The organism is Rossellomorea sp. QJM3NY_18 (genome assembly GCF_056173145.1).
The window spans coordinates 936884-954504 of the sequence record NZ_CM149659.1 but is presented as its reverse complement, the minus strand read 5'-3'; the positions used below and the strand labels follow the sequence as shown (position 1 = coordinate 954504).

At 46.3% G+C, this 17621-nt stretch carries 19 protein-coding genes; 11 read left to right on the top strand and 8 right to left on the bottom strand.

Annotation, left to right across the window (positions count from 1 at the left end; genetic code table 11):
• The first annotated feature begins 39 nt into the window (after positions 1-39).
• On the top strand, positions 40-2238 hold the full coding sequence (locus AC0VXY_RS04895) for a peptidoglycan D,D-transpeptidase FtsI family protein (RefSeq protein WP_475527127.1): 2199 nt from the start codon (positions 40-42) through the stop codon (positions 2236-2238).
• Between the two features lie 78 nt (positions 2239-2316).
• Here AC0VXY_RS04895 and AC0VXY_RS04890 read toward each other — a convergent pair whose 3' ends face one another.
• Positions 2317-3231: an aminoglycoside phosphotransferase family protein gene (locus AC0VXY_RS04890; protein WP_475527126.1), complete on the bottom strand. Its 915-nt coding sequence runs from the start codon at positions 3229-3231 to the stop codon at positions 2317-2319.
• 111 nt (positions 3232-3342) lie between these two features.
• Positions 3343-3702, bottom strand: coding sequence for a DUF3862 domain-containing protein (locus AC0VXY_RS04885; RefSeq protein ID WP_475527125.1), 360 nt, complete (start codon positions 3700-3702; stop codon positions 3343-3345).
• Between the two features lie 143 nt (positions 3703-3845).
• On the opposite strand from AC0VXY_RS04885, the gene AC0VXY_RS04880 reads away from it, so the two are divergent.
• The 8 genes from AC0VXY_RS04880 (at position 3846) to AC0VXY_RS04845 (ending at position 7769) form a co-directional block, all read left to right on the top strand.
• The gene (locus AC0VXY_RS04880; protein WP_475527124.1) at positions 3846-4475 is read left to right on the top strand and encodes a lysozyme inhibitor LprI family protein; all 630 of its coding nucleotides are present in this window, start codon (positions 3846-3848) and stop codon (positions 4473-4475) included.
• Positions 4476-4639: 164 nt separating this feature from the next.
• The gene (locus tag AC0VXY_RS04875; RefSeq protein WP_435992849.1) at positions 4640-4963 is read left to right on the top strand and encodes a hypothetical protein; all 324 of its coding nucleotides are present in this window, start codon (positions 4640-4642) and stop codon (positions 4961-4963) included.
• A 158-nt stretch (positions 4964-5121) separates the two neighbouring features.
• The gene (locus AC0VXY_RS04870; protein WP_475527123.1) at positions 5122-5259 is read left to right on the top strand and encodes a hypothetical protein; all 138 of its coding nucleotides are present in this window, start codon (positions 5122-5124) and stop codon (positions 5257-5259) included.
• Positions 5260-5293: 34 nt separating this feature from the next.
• Complete coding sequence (locus AC0VXY_RS04865; protein WP_475527808.1) at positions 5294-6178, top strand: YitT family protein; 885 nt, start codon at positions 5294-5296, stop codon at positions 6176-6178.
• A 181-nt stretch (positions 6179-6359) separates the two neighbouring features.
• Positions 6360-6656, top strand: a complete 297-nt coding sequence (locus tag AC0VXY_RS04860; RefSeq protein WP_435994641.1) for a spore germination protein — start codon at positions 6360-6362, stop codon at positions 6654-6656.
• The gene (locus AC0VXY_RS04855) at positions 6631-6873 is read left to right on the top strand and encodes a spore germination protein (protein WP_224520951.1); all 243 of its coding nucleotides are present in this window, start codon (positions 6631-6633) and stop codon (positions 6871-6873) included. The genes AC0VXY_RS04860 and AC0VXY_RS04855 overlap by 26 nt, the downstream gene beginning before the upstream one ends.
• Before the next feature lie 24 nt (positions 6874-6897).
• Positions 6898-7332 carry an Hsp20/alpha crystallin family protein gene (locus AC0VXY_RS04850; RefSeq protein ID WP_475527122.1) on the top strand — a complete coding sequence of 145 codons (435 nt, stop codon included), beginning with the start codon at positions 6898-6900 and terminating at the stop codon, positions 7330-7332.
• A 77-nt stretch (positions 7333-7409) separates the two neighbouring features.
• Positions 7410-7769 carry a hypothetical protein gene (locus tag AC0VXY_RS04845; RefSeq protein WP_475527121.1) on the top strand — a complete coding sequence of 120 codons (360 nt, stop codon included), beginning with the start codon at positions 7410-7412 and terminating at the stop codon, positions 7767-7769.
• 107 nt (positions 7770-7876) lie between these two features.
• Here the strand turns inward: AC0VXY_RS04845 and AC0VXY_RS04840 are convergent, their stop codons facing one another.
• Positions 7877-9118, bottom strand: coding sequence for an ATP-binding protein (locus AC0VXY_RS04840; protein ID WP_475527120.1), 1242 nt, complete (start codon positions 9116-9118; stop codon positions 7877-7879).
• 217 nt (positions 9119-9335) lie between these two features.
• Between AC0VXY_RS04840 and AC0VXY_RS04835 the strand changes: the two genes are divergently transcribed.
• Positions 9336-10166, top strand: coding sequence for an STAS domain-containing protein (locus AC0VXY_RS04835; RefSeq protein ID WP_435992859.1), 831 nt, complete (start codon positions 9336-9338; stop codon positions 10164-10166).
• 122 nt (positions 10167-10288) lie between these two features.
• Here AC0VXY_RS04835 and AC0VXY_RS04830 read toward each other — a convergent pair whose 3' ends face one another.
• The 5 genes from AC0VXY_RS04830 to AC0VXY_RS04810 all read right to left on the bottom strand — a co-directional run bounded on the left by AC0VXY_RS04830 (position 10289) and on the right by AC0VXY_RS04810 (position 17069).
• Complete coding sequence (locus AC0VXY_RS04830; RefSeq protein ID WP_475527119.1) at positions 10289-11113, bottom strand: STAS domain-containing protein; 825 nt, start codon at positions 11111-11113, stop codon at positions 10289-10291.
• Positions 11114-11264: 151 nt separating this feature from the next.
• Positions 11265-12638: an MDR family MFS transporter gene (locus AC0VXY_RS04825; protein ID WP_475527118.1), complete on the bottom strand. Its 1374-nt coding sequence runs from the start codon at positions 12636-12638 to the stop codon at positions 11265-11267.
• Between the two features lie 383 nt (positions 12639-13021).
• Complete coding sequence (locus AC0VXY_RS04820; protein ID WP_475527117.1) at positions 13022-14881, bottom strand: ABC transporter ATP-binding protein; 1860 nt, start codon at positions 14879-14881, stop codon at positions 13022-13024.
• Positions 14878-16602, bottom strand: coding sequence for an ABC transporter ATP-binding protein (locus tag AC0VXY_RS04815; protein WP_475527116.1), 1725 nt, complete (start codon positions 16600-16602; stop codon positions 14878-14880). Before AC0VXY_RS04815 ends, AC0VXY_RS04820 begins: the two co-directional genes overlap by 4 nt.
• On the bottom strand, positions 16599-17069 hold the full coding sequence (locus AC0VXY_RS04810; RefSeq protein ID WP_475527115.1) for a MarR family winged helix-turn-helix transcriptional regulator: 471 nt from the start codon (positions 17067-17069) through the stop codon (positions 16599-16601). Before AC0VXY_RS04810 ends, AC0VXY_RS04815 begins: the two co-directional genes overlap by 4 nt.
• Positions 17070-17252: 183 nt before the next feature.
• On the opposite strand from AC0VXY_RS04810, the gene AC0VXY_RS04805 reads away from it, so the two are divergent.
• On the top strand, positions 17253-17543 hold the full coding sequence (locus AC0VXY_RS04805; protein ID WP_475527114.1) for a DUF4190 domain-containing protein: 291 nt from the start codon (positions 17253-17255) through the stop codon (positions 17541-17543).
• Positions 17544-17621: the final 78 nt, after the last annotated feature.

The following is a 17621-nucleotide window of genomic DNA, read 5'->3' as shown; positions in this document are numbered from 1 at the left end:
GTGTGTACAGGATGGGAAGTTTTTTGGAAGAGGGACTGAATGAAACGATTTCGTGAACGATTCATCATATCCCTTGGGTTTTTGTCATGCCTTTGTTTTAATTGTAATAAGTCAAATATATTAAATGGTGATCTTATGAAAGAAAAAAACAAAACAGAACAAATAAAGAAAATGGTACTGCCGAAGCGAATGAAGATTCTCTTTGTCACCGTGTTTCTCTTATTCAGCACGCTGATTGTCAGGCTCGGGATGGTTCAGATCGCGAACGGACAATCTTATGAGAAGGTGGTTGAGAAGAAAGAAAGCCTGACGGTGAATTCACCCGTGCCGAGGGGCAGCATATATGACCGGAACGGGAAGTTGATTGTCGATAACAAACCAGAGAGGGCCATCACTTTCACCCGGACGTCGGATTCGAGTCAGGAAGAATTGATGAAGGTGTCCAGGAAGCTGGCCGATATGATTGACGTTGAGACCGATTCACTCACGACACGTGATAAAAAGGATTTCTGGATCTTGATGAATCCTTCAAAGGCGGATAAGAAGGTCTCCGCGTCCGAAGTCGATCGCATTCAGGGAGAGAAGGATCTCTCAACCAAAGAAGCCGATCAAAAGATTTATCAACTGAAGCTTGAGCGCATCGGTGAAAAGGAATGGTCTTCTTTTTCAGAAGAAGAATATGAAGTTCTCGCTATCTATCAAAGTATTTCCAAAGGTTACGCCCTTTCCCCTCAAATCGTGAAGAATAAAGGGGTGACCATCACGGAATATGCACAGGTGAGTGCACATCTCGATGATCTGCCCGGGGTGAACGTGACCACGGATTGGACCAGGTCTTATCCCCTTGACCACACTCTCCGTTCCGTGCTTGGAGACGTGTCGTCGACCAGGGAAGGGATCCCTAAAGATCTGCTCCAGGAATATCTGGCAGAAGGATATAACCGGAATGACCGCGTGGGAACCAGCTACCTGGAATTAAAGTATGAAGACCTGTTGAATGGTCAGAAAAAGAAAGTGAAAAACATCATAGAAGACGGGCAGGTCGTTGGCACGAAGGTCATCCAGCAGGGGCAAAGCGGAAAAGATCTCGTACTCGGCATTGATGTCGAATTGCAAAAAGCGATCGAGAAAATCGTCCAAGAAGAACTATCGAAGCACATCGGTACAAAGGGATCTCCTTATCTCGACCGTGCCTTTGTCGTCATGATGGACCCTCACACAGGGGAAGTCGAAGCGATGGTCGGTCAGAAAGTGAAGGAAATCCACCCAAACGGGGAAATCGAATTCGAAGATTATTCATTAGGGACATACACGTCGTCCTATGAATCGGGCTCCGTTGTCAAAGGGGCAACACTCCTGACCGGTTATATGACGGATCATATCGAACCGGGGGAAATGATTGTGGATGAACCCCTCTACATTAAAGGAACGCCTAAGAAAACGTCATGGTTCAATGTATGGGGAAATCAAACGAGACCGATCAGTGACCTCTATGCGCTCGAGAAATCCTCTAACTCGTATATGTGGAAAGTGGCTCTCCGGATTGCCGGGAACCGCTACGTCCCTCACGCACCGATTGAACTGAAAGGTGACGCATTCCGTACCTTCAGGGAGCATTTTGCCCAAATGGGACTGGGTGTGCCGACAGGAATCGATCTTCCCGGGGAATCTCCGGGATATCAAGGAACCGCTGAACATCCGGGACTGCTCCTTGACTTTGCGATTGGACAGTATGACACGTACACCCCCATGCAGCTGGCTCAATACGTATCGTCGATCGCAAACGGAGGAAAACGCGTAAAGCCCCATTTGTTAAAAGAAGTACGTGAACCTTCGAACCAGCCACACAGGTTAGGAAGTGTCGTGTACAAGAAGGAACCAGAGGTACTGAACCGGATCGATGCATCTCGTAAAGAAATCGAACACGTTCAGAAAGGGTTCTACCGGGTCTTTCACGGTCCAGAAGGTACGGCCAATCTATTTAAAGATGCCCCGTACAATGCAGCGGGGAAATCAGGAACAGCAGAAGCATTTTACAAAGGACCGGACATGGAGAGTGCACAACCAACCTACAACACGACTCTTATCGGATACGCACCATTCAACAATCCGGAAATCGCCTTTTCAACCGTCGTCCCATGGTCCCATCAGAAGCATGACCCTTACATCAATAAAGTCATTTCCAAACGGGTGATGGATAAATATTTTGAATTGAAAAAGGAAAGAGCGAATAAATGAAAAGAGAGGCCCCCGAGCGGAACGTGCTGCTTGGGGGCCTCTCTTTTTGAGAAAAGCCACGGGGACAGGTCCCGTGGCTCATCCATTATATTTTTTATAAAAGTCTTCCACATACCACGTCGGTACCGGATTCTTCATCCCGTCAAACCAGCCCAGCACTTCCTTCGCCTGCTTCTTCATGACGGCGAGTTCCTCTTCACCGAACTTCATCGCCCACGGAATGGACGAGAGCATATTACTGCTGATGTAAAAGGCCATGAGCTTGAAGAAATCCTCCGGCGGACGACCGTTGAAATAGCCGTTCAGCTGTCCCGTGGCAAAATGGGGACTCGCCGACGCACTGAAGGCGATGCGGTTGAACTCTTCCCACGGATCCCCGAAGTCATGGCGGTTGAAATCGATGACGGAAAGCTCCCCTTCATTTGAAATGACCATATTCCCCACGTGATAGTCACCGTGATGGAACGTTTGCGGGCGCCCCCGAAGAAGATGCCTGTTTGTCTCTATGTATTCTAAAATAAGATCGCCGGCTTCGATCTTGAGCGGACACTCATGGTACTGTTTGATCTTATTATCCACTTTACGATTGAACTTCGTTTCCCACTTTTCATGATCCGCGGGTGCAGGAGTGGAATGGATTTCCCGGAGATAACGCCCCGACTTCAGGCCGAGCTCATATTGCTCTGTATCCGTCAGCTTAGGCAGCACTTCAGCCGCGTCAGTCCCTTCACACCATGTAAAGAGCGAATACACTTGATCGCCGTTTTCACACAACCCGAACTCAAGTGGCACAGACATTAGAATCCCTTTGTCAGCCAATCGCTTCATTGCCGCGAACTCGCTCTTCTTACCCTCATACTCAGAACGATCCGCCGTACGGAGCAGCAGCCTTTCCCCGCTCTCCGTTTCCACAAAATATTTCTTATCACTCGACCAGCCCTTGTTGATCGGGTCGACTTTTTTAAACACGTAATCCGTTTGAATATCAAGCATGTGGCACCTCCAGTGAGCCATGGGTCCCCCGACTCCATTTAAGTTTACTAGATTCATAAACCTAATTTTACCAGAAAGAGGACCGAACTGAGAATGTTAAAAAATGATTCCCTACTGTAACCCTACCTGTTGTTTCGTTGACAACTTCCCTTTCAGGAAGGTAACAGTAATAAAGGATTTTGGCTGCTCCCCATCCCAGACATACGTTTTATTGTTACTGTCGCTACTCTCATCAGACATCGGATTCCCAGGAAAGCCTAAGATATCTGTTGCCTCCTCATAACTCATCCCTTTTTCCAGTTGGTTATACTTTTCAAGTGTCGCTTCAGGCGTTTCCTCCTGCTCTTCTTCTACGATGGTTTCTTTTGCTTCATTTGTTGGTCCCCCAATCCGGCAGCCACTCAGGATGACGGCAGATAAACCTACGACGAGTAACATGATGAAAAAGGTACTGACTTTTTTAATCTTCATACTCCACTCCCCTTTTTTAACATTTACGGTCTAAACTGGAAAAAGTTTCATTTTAGTTTAAAGGAAAGTAAGTTCGAAGGAAATATCTGCTTATGTTAAAATAATCCAAGTGAGCACTTTTATAATAGATTGGAGCTGTAAAAATGAAGAAAAGGAATTGGTTGACCGTCATGACTTTATCAGCGATGGTCTTCGTCGGAATCTCCGCCTGTAGTCAATCTTCTGATGAGGACGCCGCTGGTAAACCTGAATCCGAAGCGGCTGCAGCAAGTACTGATTCGGATGATTCACAGACAGAAGAGACCCCGGCAACAGAGGAAAACGAAAAGGCTCAGTCAGATGAGACATCCGTTGAAGAGAGCAGTCCTGATAGCCCGGTACAGCAACCTGCCGTCACAAAGGTGGAAGGAAAACAGGCATACATAGAAAAATTGGACAACCTCCAGAAAGAGCTGGATGCCATGCCGGATAAGAAGTATTCAGATGAAGGTGTCACGAACGCCATGAAAAACTACTACGGAGTATCTTACGAAAAATATGATGATGCGTTGAATGAGATCTATGCCCTTCTGAAAAAAGAGCTGTCTCCAGAAGTCATGGCTGAGTTAAAAGCGGAGCAAGTGAAATGGATTGAGGAAAAAGAAGCGAAGGCGGAGAAAGAAAGACTGAAGTATGAAGGCGGCACGTTCGAAAATGTGGCTTGGTACATTTCGTTGTATGAATCCACTAAAGATCGGTGTTATGAGTTGGTGGAGGAGTATATGACAGAATAAGAGTTAGAGATCGGGTGGGGTTTTACTTAGCCCCCCAGCCCTTCTAATTTTTCACAACCATCTCTTCCTCCCCATCAGGGATTTCAAAAACGAGTTACCAAAGGGCCTGTCCCCACGGCTCCTATGATATAATGAACATATACATGGAGAGGAGGTGGGGAAGGATGAAAAAAGCTTCAATATGGTTCTTACTATTGATTTTAATCGGTTTCCAGCATCCACACGGGTTGGAATATCACAATGGCAATATGGATGAGGATGTATTAAAAGCGGATGATTCACATCTGACAAGTATTGATGTTTTGCTTTCTCCCCCCTCTTCGCTCCCTCATCATGTTGATAGTGTGGTACCTCGTAAAATTTTCTTAAGTGAGAAGTTGAAATCTTTCGCCTCCCCACATGCAACGGGGTATTTAGCCATGGACATTTCTCCAGATTCTTTTGGTTTCATTAAAATTGTCATGTCTCAATCCAATTACCTCTCTTAAACTATGTTTCCCTTTCATTCACATACTCACTCGAAAACTCTATAAGAATAGGGTTTATTAAAATTGGCGTTTTTCGTCATAATCGTTTGGAGGGTCTTATGAAAAAGAACACATATGTTAGGGAATCATTAGCATGTTATCTTTTTTGTGCTGTGTTTTTGATTGTTTTTTTTGGCGTCATGTTTATAACGGCAGAGCTTTCAGGGAATTCCCTCTCTTCATTCATACCGGAATTTTCCTGGGATATGATCATTAAATGGGAAGATGTTACAGCCATTTTTGACTTTAAAGAATAAAAGGCAGGAGGAACATATTTTGACTGAAGAAACAATAGAACAACAGATCAAATCGGGTCTGCAACACCCGAAGCTAACGAGATTAAAGATTGCGAAAAGAGGCTTTTTCATCATCTTAGGGGCTATCATGATGGCCCTCGGGATCGAGGTCTTCCTTGTTCCGAATATGATTATGGACGGAGGAATCGTTGGTATTTCGATTATTCTCTATAACTTGACCGGCATCAGTCTCGGTGTCTTCATTTTCTTCCTGAACATTCCGTTTTTCTTTCTGGGATATAAACAGATTGGAAAGACCTTTACGATCTCCACGATACTCGGGATTTCGATCCTTTCACTAGCAACGAATTACCTTCACCATGTGGCCGCCTTCACACAGGATATGCTGCTTGCCACCGTGTTTGGCGGGATTGTCCTTGGTGCCGGAGTGGGACTTGTCATCCGGTATGGAGGGGCGCTTGATGGGAGTGAGATCCTCGCCATCCTTTTAAATAAAAAATTCCCCTTTTCCGTTGGGGAATTCATCATGCTGTTTAACGTATTCATCTTCACATGGGGAGGCTTCGTCCTCGGCTGGGATCGTGCCATGTACTCCGTTCTCGCTTATGTCATCGCCTTTAAAACCATCGATATCGTCATCGACGGCTTTGATGAATCGAAATCGGCATGGATCATCAGTGATAAAGACACAGAAATCGGTGAAGCGATACTTGCCCGCCTCGGACGCGGTGTCACCTATTTAAAAGGGGAAGGCGGATACTCCGGGGACGATAAAAAAGTCATCTTCTGCATCGTTACCCGACTGGAAGAAGCCAAATTAAAATCGATTGTGGAAGAATTGGATCCCACGGCTTTCCTTGCTGTCGCAGATATCAATGAAGTACGCGGGGGAAGATTTAAAAAGAAGGACATCCACTAAAAATAGTGGTGAGAAAGGGAGCGTCGACTTAGTGTCGGCGCTCCCTTCTTTCTTTCATGCCCTTATGTACACTCCCCGAATAAATTCATAAAGGGTCGAACGGATGGGCTGATGAAAGCATATAGTATCCCAAAGACAAAAGAGGTGGGAAACTGTGCAGACTGTAGTAAACCTATACTGTATGAAGGTAAATAGCGTCTCGGGCAATGGTTCGATCACCATTGGAGAAGCTGTCCATAACAGTCATACGTCGAATAATAAGTCCCAGGGAATCAACTCTTCCTATGGTGATACCTCCCCTACAGAATCAATGATGGAAAATGTATATATCGATCCTGATGTGAACGATCAATCAGATTTAGGCAATGCGGATTCAGTAAATGCTGGAGCACCTTTGCCGGTCCCTGTTCCTGTACCGATTGACCAAAGAGAAACCGAAGAGGAGGATCCACATGCCGTATCAGATCAACATATTTAATATCAAAGTCAATGGCGTTACGCAGAACGGGAATGTCGATATCGGTCCGACGGTTCACAACAGTCATACCGCCAACGCGAAATTATTCGGAGCCAACTTTTCATTCGGTGATTTCTCACCTACAGGCTCACAGATGAATACAGGGGTACTCGATCCGGACGTCAGCGACCAAGACCAAATCGCCAACCCGGCCATCCCTTATACCGTTCAAGTTTAGGCGTCCCATAAGAGGTGATAATCCATGGATATGGAAAAAATGAAAAAATGGCTGGAACTGACCAACCAATACAAAAGCGATAATTTCTGGAACAGCGTATTCGAAAACAATAACCCTTCCCAGTTCTTTTCTACAGATGACGAATTCCCCCGGTATGACGTGTATCAGAACGAGTCCCATGTGTGCATCATCCTGGATGCCCCGGGGATCACCCAAGATGATATTAAGTTTTCATTGAGTTCCAATACGAAGCTTCTCATAAAAGGGATGATCAGACCCGTATACCCGAAAGAAATGGAAGTCAAAGCAGAACGGTTCTCGGGGGAATTTGAACGAACGATTCCCCTCCCGGAACCGGCCGAGGCTAAGTCCATCAACATCCAATTTCTCAATGGCCTCATTCAAGTGGCCTACCCCCGGAAAATAGAAGACGTTTCATTACACGGAGGCTCACAGTGAAAAAATACTAAAAAGAATGTGAGAACATGTTGTATACTTACTTTCAGAAAAAACTAACTTCATACATTCAAAAAAGCATGAATGCTGAGCAAAATGAGATGAAAGATAAAATCCAGGCCCTCGAAAAGGAAATTCAATCCTTGAAAAAGGGCTTAGCAACAGACGCCAAAGACACGATCTCGTGCCAGCAGGAACCTGCAAAAATAGTGATTGAGCACTTATCCATTGAAAATGTAAACATTGATCACGCTGACCTGAGTAATAACTTTGGGAATCTTGGCATTAAAGACCTGAAGGGACAATTATACATCGGAACCACGTATGACAAGTTAAAACCTCCTGTCAGCAAAGAAGCATTGCCTTCCCATGTTAATCAGACGACACCATCCACACATCCCTCTCCCAAAGTAAATGTAACATCCAGAACAAATTCCTAAAGGGAGCACGGGGACGGTTCTTCTGCTTCCGTTGTCACTATTTTAGAAGCATGAGAACCGTCCCCATGCTTCCGGACCTTTGCTAAGAAGCAAGAGGTCCGTCCCTCTTATGTACTACCTGGAAAAAAGACCTTGAATGTCGTTCCCACACCAGGCTCACTTTCCACCTTGATCTCCCCCTTCATCCGCTTCACAATCTGATAACTCACCGTGAGTCCGAGTCCCGTTCCTTTTTCTTTCGTGGAATAATAGGGCCTCCCGAGTACCTTGAGCTGTTCCGGAGGCATGCCGGTTCCGTTGTCCTGAACGATGATCAGCATACGCCCGTCAGGATGGCGACTCGCAGCTGCCGTGATTTCCCCATTTTCCTTCACTGCCTCGATGGCATTTTTCAGAAGATTGAGGAGGACCTGCTTCACCTCTAACCTCATTCCCCTGATCATCAGGTCATTTTCAATATTTTTATTGATTTTTATGCTGTTCATCACCGCATACGTAGACATGACATCAACGGATTCATTCATGGTGTCACTCAGACTGAACACCTCGTATTCTTCCGTCTGGGGCTTTGCCAGGGAAAGGTATTGATTGATGACGTCCTGGGCGTGATCAAGTTCTTGAATGGAGATGTCGATGAAGCTCTTTTGCTGCTCCGTTAATGTTTCTCTCTGCAAGAGTTGCATGAACCCTCTGACGGTCGTCATGGGATTCCGGATTTCATGGGCAACAGATGCCGCCAACTCGCTGACGACGTTAAACTTTTCTGCTTTGATGAGCTCTTTTTTGACCCTGACCTGTTCCAGGTGATTTTCAATTAGATAAATCGACAGAATCAACGTGATCCATATGATGAAAGTGGAGCTTGCCATAAACAGAAGCTGCTCCGTTTCATGATGCGTGAGTAAATAAAGGGACCTGGTAACCGGAATGAACAAATAAAAACCGGAAACCAGGAGCATTTTGTTTTTCCGGGTTAACCTTCTATACCATTTAGATAAAGGGATCAGCAGCACACTGTAAATCGCATAATTCACAAGCAGAAAGGTCCAAACATGATTTGTGAACCAGCCGATGACGAGCATGGCGACAAACGTACTGATCCCCACTCTCTTCCCTCCATAGAGAAAGGCAAGAATCACGGGAATCACTTTAAAATCATATACATATCCGCTTGAATAAACCTCGGGGAATGCCATCGTAAACACTAGAACAAGTAGATTCATCAGAAAGAATGGAACGGGAAAACCTCTCGTATCGCTATCCGATTCACTCGTGAACATTTGAAAAAGAAGAATCGTAAACAGGATAAATACCACATGTAAAATTAAATGATGCACCGTCTCTACCATACAGAATCTCCTTCAGGAAAAAATATCTACTCTAATTTCTTCGACACTTTCCCGGGAAATCCTTTCCAAGACGAGGAGGTTCGACAAGATTTGTAACATAAAGGAAGATTCCACTCGTGTCAGTTCATGTTGCCAAATAGCCCCATTACGTCCCTGACACTCTTGCATGTGTTATGATAATAACGGTAAATAACCACAAAGGAGTGTATTGGACGAGATGAATGACCAAATGACCCTCGAATACACACATGCAATATCCAATAAAATAATGAGTAAAAAGCAAGAACTGATTCTTCAAAAAAACAACCTAAGATCCACCCAATACAAAAATATCGAATCTCAGCTTCATAGCTGGCGTGAAAATATCATTGACATTTATGCAAACTCAATCAAAATTGACCTGGATACAACCTTCGAACTCCTAAAAGAATGGGGAGCAGAGGCCGTCGACACACTGGTTAATTTCAATCTTCCATTGGAGATTGCTCTCAATGAAGTAAGAGACTACCGAAATCTGATCGGGCGGATCATCAAAGATGAAGCCTCGAGTCACCATTTAACATATGATCAATTTTATGACCTGCTCTCAAATTTTGATGCAGTGGTCGACCGGGCCGTGCATTGGCTAAGCATGTCTTATTCCAGAAAATTTTATACACGGATCAATGCGGCAGAAGCCACCGCGTTAGAATTGTCCATCCCTGTCATTAAAATATCAAAGCAAATAGGGGTACTTCCATTAATAGGGGATATCGACACCCAAAGAGCTAAAGAGCTAATGGACAAAGCACTCTCAAAAGGAAGTGACTTATCTCTGGAATACATGGTGATCGATTTATCAGGAGTGCCGATCATCGATACCATGGTAGCCGATCGTATTTTCAAAGTGGTGGACGCCTTATCCCTCATAGGAATTGAAACCATCCTATCCGGCATCAGACCCGAAATCGCCCAGACCATGACCCACCTGGGAATCGATTCCACCACCATAACGGTCACACCAAGCCTCCACATCGCACTGGAAAAATTCCTGAATATAAAAATCTAATAACAGATCAAAAACCCCCGGCTGCCATTATTGGACAGCCGGGGGTTTTTGGAGGGAAGGACCTCTATTTTCTGGTTTTGGATGTTGTTTTGGTGCTGGTGGGAGGTCCGTCCCCCGGCATTTTACAGATGTTCTTTCAGAGTTTGCTGTAATGTTCCCTTTATCTCTACCATATTGTCAATTTCCACGCCGGAATCCACAATATTTCTGACAAGTTCTACCCGCAGCCCTGTGAGGATCGCTTTGCACCCCATCATATTGATTCCGTATAGAATCTTTTTAAATTGAAAAATGACATCCAGTTCCATTTCGGCAGTACCCGATAGATCGATAATAAGGGTTTGAATCTTCATCGAACTGATTTCCATCAACACTTTTTCTTCTAATGCATTGACGCGGTAAGAATCGATCATTCCGATCAACGGCAATACTGCAATGGTGCTATTGACCGGGATGATCGGTGCTGATAGATTTTCCACCAGTTTTTTCTGCGACAACAGCTGTGCATCTTTGTAATCCGAGTAACGGATAAAGAAATTATTCAGGAATTGGTCCACGTTGTCATTAATTCTTTTTTCCAAGTCGAAGAATGTCTTTCGTTGAGATTCAATCTCTTCATTCTGCTTATCATATTGATAAAGGAAGTACCATAATGTTCTCCTGATGGCATGGACCCATTCCAACTTGAATGCAAGTGTAAGAGAATGCTGTGCCCAGGCAACTCCCTCCACTTTAGCAAATTCAATCAGCTCTTCTTCTCTATTTTCAACGATATAGTGAGCGACTATTTCTGCATTCTTTAACAGATCTATGTTTCCTTTTTCAAGAATATCATTGATTTTGCTGCTGACAGTTACAGCTTCAGATAATAGTTTCTGCTGAAAATCCTCTCTATTTTCCTTAAGGAAATCCGTTACACATTCCTTATTCAGGTAGTTGTTACTCATCTTGACTCGCTCCTTTTTTTATCTGAATATATCCCTTATTCGATTCTACTAATAAAAATCCTTCTATAAAAGGAAGGAAATTCAAAAAAGAAGCAGAGGGACGGTTCTGGTGCTTCCCCTTTGGAAGCAGGAGAACCGTCCCCATGCTTCCCTAATTCAATGAAAGTTGTTTCCCTTTTTCGCCTAGTAAGACTCCTGCTGTCACGATGGCGCATAGTGCTAATACTACGAGGAGCATGAAGACGGTGTGGAGGCTTGACTCCAATACGTGGCCGCTTAACTGATCACTCAGCCATAGGCCGGACACGGCAATCCCGATGGACTGGCCGAGGTTTCGCATTAAATTGAACGTCCCCATGGCGGCTCCCCGGACCTTCCATTCAACGGAGGATTGGACGGCCACAGTGAAGGCTGTAAGGGACAAACCGAAACCAAAGCCAATGACGGCGGTGACCACCATCATCAACGGAACGATCGTATGTTCCGTAAATAACACCAACCCGAGACATCCCGCTGTTATGACGGATATTCCCATAACGGTGATTCGTCCGATGGAGGTTTTCGCCATCAATTTACCTGACAGCACTGCAGCGATTGGCCAGGTAATCGACATCGGCAGCATCGTCACACCGGACATGGTGGCATTTAAACCGGTGACGCCCTGGACCCATAAAGGGATATAGAACGTAACGGCAACCAGAATGAAGCCAAGGAGGAAACCGGCAATCGTCGAGATGGTGATAAAGCGATTCTTGAACAGAGTCAGTGGAAGCATCGGTTCTTCCGCCTTGGTTTCAATCCAGAGAAACACACTGATCCCAATGGCAGCCACGATCAGTAACGTGAGGATTCCACCTGTCATGTGCTCTTTTTCCTTTAAAAGAGTCAAAGCATAAAGAAAAGCGGTAATACTGACGGCAAACGTAAAAATCCCGCTATAGTCTATTTTGTGTTTCTTCTTTTCAATGTTTTCCTTTAACGACGTCCATAATAGGAAGAGAGAGACGATACCAAACGGCAGATTCATATAGAAGATCCAATGCCATGAAATGGTATCAACGATAAAACCTCCGGCAAGGGGTCCCGTTATGCCGGCGATCCCCCAGACACTGCTCATCCAGCCCTGCATTTTGGCCCGCATTTCAAAGGTAAACACATCGCCGATGATGGTAAACGGCAGCGTGGTGAGCGCCCCTGCTCCAATCCCCTGAATCAATCGGAACAGAACCAGCTGTTCCATCGATTGGGACAATCCCGAAAGCATGGAACCGGCCAGAAAGATGCTGACACCGATGGTAAACATAATCTTTCTTCCGAATAAATCAGCCAGTTTCCCAAAGACGGGTGTACTGATGACAATGGCTAATAGGTAGACCGAAATGACCCATGTATATAGCTCACTTCCGCCCAGATCCTCTACAATCTTCGGCATGGCCGTACTGACGATCGTTCCTTCGATAGCCGTGAGGAACGTGGCGATTAATAGAGCAAATACAACGGATTTTTGTTTGGTTTCTTGATTCATTTTTCTTTTCCCTTTCTTTTATGTGAATTCATGAAAATGATAGAATAAGACCCGTTTTTATTGAAAAATATATGAGAATCTCACCTCCATCTTATCACTTACGAGAGTAAAAGACAGGAGATGGAGTTCCCAGGAGGCCTCCCTCTCATCGCTTCGCATCATTCATGCGGGAATCGGGCATCATCGTGCGGGATTTGAGATAATCATGCGAGATTCAAAACAATCGTGCGGGATTGACAAGAATCATGCGAGAAATACGATTTTCATGCCACCGTGTCGAATTTTCTTTATATGAGAGACCTGATCAAAAAAAGATGCCGGAACCCCGATAAGCTCATCAGAGGACCGACACCACCATTTTCTATCCTGAAAGAGGGTGACCCCTATCCAGCCACCTCACCAAACTGACTATTATACAGATCCGCATAAAAACCGTTCTCCCTGAGAAGTTCTGCATGCTTCCCCTGTTCAATCACAGATCCCTGATCCATGACAAGAATCAAATCCGCATCCTTGATCGTCGAAAGTCGGTGAGCGATGACAAAGCTCGTTCTGTCTTCCATCAAGCGGTTCATCGCCTGCTGGATCAATAGCTCTGTCCGGGTATCGACGCTTGACGTCGCTTCATCCAGGATCATGATCGGAGGATTGGCGAGGATCGCCCGTGCAATGGTGATCAGCTGCTTCTGTCCTTGTGAGATGTTCGATGCTTCCTCATTCAGGACCGTATCATAGCCTTCCGGAAGCGTCCGGATGAAATGATCCGCATGGGCCATCTCGGACGCCTGCATGATTTCCTCTTCCGCAGCACCCGTCTTCCCGTACGCAATATTTTCCCGGATCGTCCCCTTAAAGAGCCACGTATCCTGCAACACCATACCGAAGCTCCTTCTCAATTCACTTCGAGGGACGGACCTCGTATCGATGCCGTCGATCTTGATTTTCCCATCATTCAATTCGTAAAAACGCATGAGCAGATTGATCAGAGTCGTTTTCCCCGCTCCCGTCGGTCCAACAATCGCAACCGTCTGACCGGGCTTTACGTCAATATTCATATCGTTGATCAACAAATCTTCGCCATATCCGAAGTTTACATGTTCAAACGCCACCTCGCCTTTCGGACGGGATAAGTGCGCGACTGTTTCTTCTTTCATTTCTTCTTCCTCATCCAACAGCTCAAATACCCGTTCCGCCGCTGCCACGGTCGATTGGATGATGTTCGCGATGTTTGCCGTCTGGGTGATCGGCTGGGTGAACTGGCGTGTATATGTGATAAACGCCTGGATGTCCCCGATGGAAATCGCGCGGTTCGTAACAAGGATCCCCCCGACGACACTGATCAGCACATAGCTGATGTTTCCGATGAACATCATGATCGGCATGATGATCCCTGAGATGAACTGGGCTTTGCTTCCCGCTTCATACAATTCATCGTTCACCGAGTCGAACTGGACGCCTGCCTTTTTTTCATGTCCGAACGCTTTCACGACCTGGTGTCCGGTGAACATTTCTTCAATATGGCCATTCAACTGTCCAAGCGTCCGCTGCTGATCGGCAAAATGCTTCTGGGACCGCTTCAGTATCGGACGAATCGCAAACACGGAAACCGGCAAGCTCACGATCGAAATCAACGTCAACAGGGGACTGATCGATAGCATCATGATGATGATCCCGACAATCGTCACGATCGACGTGATGAACTGGGTGAGACTTTGCTGAAGCGTACTGCTGATCGTATCGATGTCATTCGTCATCCGGCTCAGAGTCTCCCCGTTCGCACGTCCATCATAATACTTCAATGGAAGCGTCTCGATCTTTTGATTCACATCTTCCCTCAAGTCATACGCCGTCAGCTGGGCGACGCTCGACATGATATATTGCTGGATAAAATTAAAAATACTGCTGAATACATAGAGTCCCGCTAACAACAACAGGATCTCACCGATTTTTTCAAAGTCGATCCCGGCACCGGGCACCCCTTTGAACTTCGCATAGGCGCCTTCAAATAATTCCGTGATGGCGTTCCCCATGATTTTCGGGCCGATGATGGCAAAGACGGTACTTAAGATCGCGGCAAATAGAACAGCGATCAATTGCCCACGGCGCGGCTTTAGATAACCAAGCAGCCGCTTCAAGGTGACCTTGAAATTCTTCGGCTTCTGCCCCATCATCATCATGTTGCCGCCACCCGGTCCGAATCCTCCATGTCCTCCGCCTCTTTGAGGTTTACGATCTTTACTCATGCCGATTCCTCCTCTGAAAGCTGTGATGCGACGATTTCCTGATACACTTCATTGGTGTCAAGCAGCTCCCGGTGAGTTCCGATCCCGGCCACTTCACCTTTGTCCAACACGATGATCCGGTCGGCATCGATCACCGTACTGACCCGCTGTGCGACGATGAGCACCGTTGCATCAACGGTTTCCTGTTTCAATGCGGCACGGAGCCTGGCATCGGTTTTGTAATCGAGGGCTGAGAAGCTGTCGTCAAATAAATAGATATCCGGCTTCCGGACCAGGGCTCTTGCAATCGACAATCGCTGTTTCTGACCTCCGGAGAGATTGGATCCGCCCTGTTCGATTTCTGCCTGGAATCCTCCGTCCATCCGGCTGACGAATTCTTCCGCTTGAGCGATCCGGGCCGCCTCCGCCACTTCTTCATCACTCGCATCTTCTTTTCCGAAGCGAATATTCTCCGCAATCGTTCCGGTAAAAAGAGTCGCCTTCTGCGGGACAAGTCCAAGCTTTGACCGGATTTCCTCCTGAGAAGCTTCCCTTATATCCACACCATTGACCCTGATCGTCCCGCTCGCGATCTCATAAAATCGGGGGATCAGGTTGATGAGGGTCGTTTTCCCAGAGCCGGTCCCGCCAATGATGGCCGTCGTTTCACCGGGATGTGCTGTGAAACTGATACCAGACAGGGCAGGCTCTTCGGCACCGGGGTAATGGAACGTGACAGAGTCGAATTCCAGCGTCCCCTGTTGAATGTTTGCTGCTTTCGTTCCTTTATCTTCAAAAGAAGGCTTCATTTCAAGCACCTTGTTGATCCGTTTCGCCGATACATCGGCACGCGGCACCATGACGAACATCATAGACGCCATCACTAAAGCAAACATGATTTGCATGACATATTGAATGAACGCCATCAAGTCTCCGATCTGCATCCCGCCGTTATCGATCCGGATCCCTCCGAACCAGATGACCGCGACAACAGTCATATTCATGACGAGCATCATCACAGGCATCATGAAGGCCATGATTTTATTCACCTTGATCGATACATCGGTCAGTTCATGATTCGTCCGCTTCAGGCGCTCCTTCTCTTCCGGTTCCCGGTTGAAGGCACGGATGACCCGGATACCGGTCAAGTTCTCACGGAGCACGAGATTCAATTGATCCAATTTTTTCTGGACGGTTTGAAATAATGGAATCCCTTTATACAAAATCAGCAGGATCGACCCGACCAATACCGGCATCGTCAGGATAATGACCAGGGATAATTTCGCATCCATCAACACCGCCATGATGATCCCGCCGACCAGCATGATCGGTGCACTGATGATCATTCGGAGCAGCATGATCACGACCTGCTGCACCTGGGTGATATCATTCGTCGTTCTCGTAATGAGGGATGCCGTCCCCACTTCATCAAATTCCTGCAGCGAGAACTTTTCAATATGATAGAAAAGCTTCCGGCGGACATCTCGTCCCAACCCGACGGCTGCTTTAGAAGAATAGTAGCTCGCAACGATGGAAGCCACCGCACCGAGAGCGGAAACGACGAGCATGAAACCGCCAATCTTCCATATATACGGGATGTCCCCGACGACGACCCCTTTGTCGATGATGTCCGCCATGAGGGTCGGTAAGTAAAGCGTCGACATGGATTGAATGAAGATCAGCGCGAAGATCCCCACGATCATCCATTTATACGCCGATAAGTGTTTCAGAAGTTTGATCATGTGGCATCCTCCTCTTTCTCTTTTTGATCAAAATAGTCGGCAATCTGCTCATGGGCCTGCAAGAGACCGGCAAACTGTTCTTCCGACAGCGTCGCCACCGCCCCGGCCGTCAGCTGGTGAATGCTGCCTTCCTGTTTGTGGATCCCTTTTAACATCGTCTCCCCCTGTGGACTGAGGGAAAGAAGCATTTCCCGGCGATTGTCTTCCACCTGTTGCCGGTGGAGGTACCCTGCCTGAACTAGCCCGTCGACGGCTTGACTGAGCGTGCTTTTCGGCAGGAGGGTCCTCTCCCCGATTGTCTTCTGAGTCAGCTCTCGCTCAGGGGCAATCGTCACCAATATCGTATATTGCGGGACCGATAATCCGTTGTCTGCAGCCGTCTTCTGGACGAACCGCATCATCGTCTTATTCACCCGTGAAAATGAACGCAATAATTGCAAAGCAGGAGTGATCTGCTGACTATCCATTGTTATGCCCTCATTTCTAATGGTTAATATAATGAACTGTTCATAATGGAACTATCTTATTCTATTCTTTTTGTGGGAGATAGTCAAAGGGATGATTTCGACAAGATATGGATAGGTATGGAGGTCCGTCCCTCACGTTTTACCATGGTGGAATCATATACTTTTCATAAGGAGGAGTGAGGAATGAATGATGGGAACGAGCTAGAGAGAAAAGGCTTGAATGGAAAAGCCGTGGCGTCTATCTTATTTGGGATCTTATCCATCGTGATGGTGATATTTCCCATTGTGGGGGCGATTCTCGGTCTGGTGGGTGTACTACTTGGAATGATCGGGCGGAGTGAAGTCAAACTGAGTGGCCTGGAGGGGAAGCATCTGGCCATTTTAGGGATCATTTTTAGTTTGGCCGGCATTGTGTTCTCGATCTGCTGGGTGGTCATGCCGTATATGACATTTTCGAGTATGATCTCTTCTTGAAAAGATAAGGGAACCTCTTTATTGGACGTTCCCTTTGTTATTTTCCTGGTGGGGCCGGTTCTTTTCTTCTCTTTTATT

Bases quoted from the DNA above. Each gene is read 5' to 3' on its own strand.
- AC0VXY_RS04890 (WP_475527126.1), bottom strand. From the start codon at position 3,231: ATGCTTGATATTCAAACGGATTACGTGTTTAAAAAAGTCGACCCGATC.
- AC0VXY_RS04810 (WP_475527115.1), bottom strand. From the start codon at position 17,069: ATGGATAGTCAGCAGATCACTCCTGCTTTGCAATTATTGCGTTCATTT.
- AC0VXY_RS04850 (WP_475527122.1), top strand. From the start codon at position 6,898: ATGGATATGGAAAAAATGAAAAAATGGCTGGAACTGACCAACCAATAC.
- AC0VXY_RS04840 (WP_475527120.1), bottom strand. From the start codon at position 9,118: ATGGTAGAGACGGTGCATCATTTAATTTTACATGTGGTATTTATCCTG.
- AC0VXY_RS04855 (WP_224520951.1), top strand. From the start codon at position 6,631: ATGCCGTATCAGATCAACATATTTAATATCAAAGTCAATGGCGTTACG.
- AC0VXY_RS04860 (WP_435994641.1), top strand. From the start codon at position 6,360: ATGAAGGTAAATAGCGTCTCGGGCAATGGTTCGATCACCATTGGAGAA.
- AC0VXY_RS04805 (WP_475527114.1), top strand. From the start codon at position 17,253: ATGAATGATGGGAACGAGCTAGAGAGAAAAGGCTTGAATGGAAAAGCC.
- AC0VXY_RS04825 (WP_475527118.1), bottom strand. From the start codon at position 12,638: ATGAATCAAGAAACCAAACAAAAATCCGTTGTATTTGCTCTATTAATC.
- AC0VXY_RS04875 (WP_435992849.1), top strand. From the start codon at position 4,640: ATGAAAAAAGCTTCAATATGGTTCTTACTATTGATTTTAATCGGTTTC.
- AC0VXY_RS04835 (WP_435992859.1), top strand. From the start codon at position 9,336: ATGAATGACCAAATGACCCTCGAATACACACATGCAATATCCAATAAA.
- AC0VXY_RS04885 (WP_475527125.1), bottom strand. From the start codon at position 3,702: ATGAAGATTAAAAAAGTCAGTACCTTTTTCATCATGTTACTCGTCGTA.
- AC0VXY_RS04880 (WP_475527124.1), top strand. From the start codon at position 3,846: ATGAAGAAAAGGAATTGGTTGACCGTCATGACTTTATCAGCGATGGTC.
- AC0VXY_RS04895 (WP_475527127.1), top strand. From the start codon at position 40: ATGAAACGATTTCGTGAACGATTCATCATATCCCTTGGGTTTTTGTCA.
- AC0VXY_RS04845 (WP_475527121.1), top strand. From the start codon at position 7,410: ATGAATGCTGAGCAAAATGAGATGAAAGATAAAATCCAGGCCCTCGAA.
- AC0VXY_RS04820 (WP_475527117.1), bottom strand. From the start codon at position 14,881: ATGAGTAAAGATCGTAAACCTCAAAGAGGCGGAGGACATGGAGGATTC.
- AC0VXY_RS04815 (WP_475527116.1), bottom strand. From the start codon at position 16,602: ATGATCAAACTTCTGAAACACTTATCGGCGTATAAATGGATGATCGTG.
- AC0VXY_RS04830 (WP_475527119.1), bottom strand. From the start codon at position 11,113: ATGAGTAACAACTACCTGAATAAGGAATGTGTAACGGATTTCCTTAAG.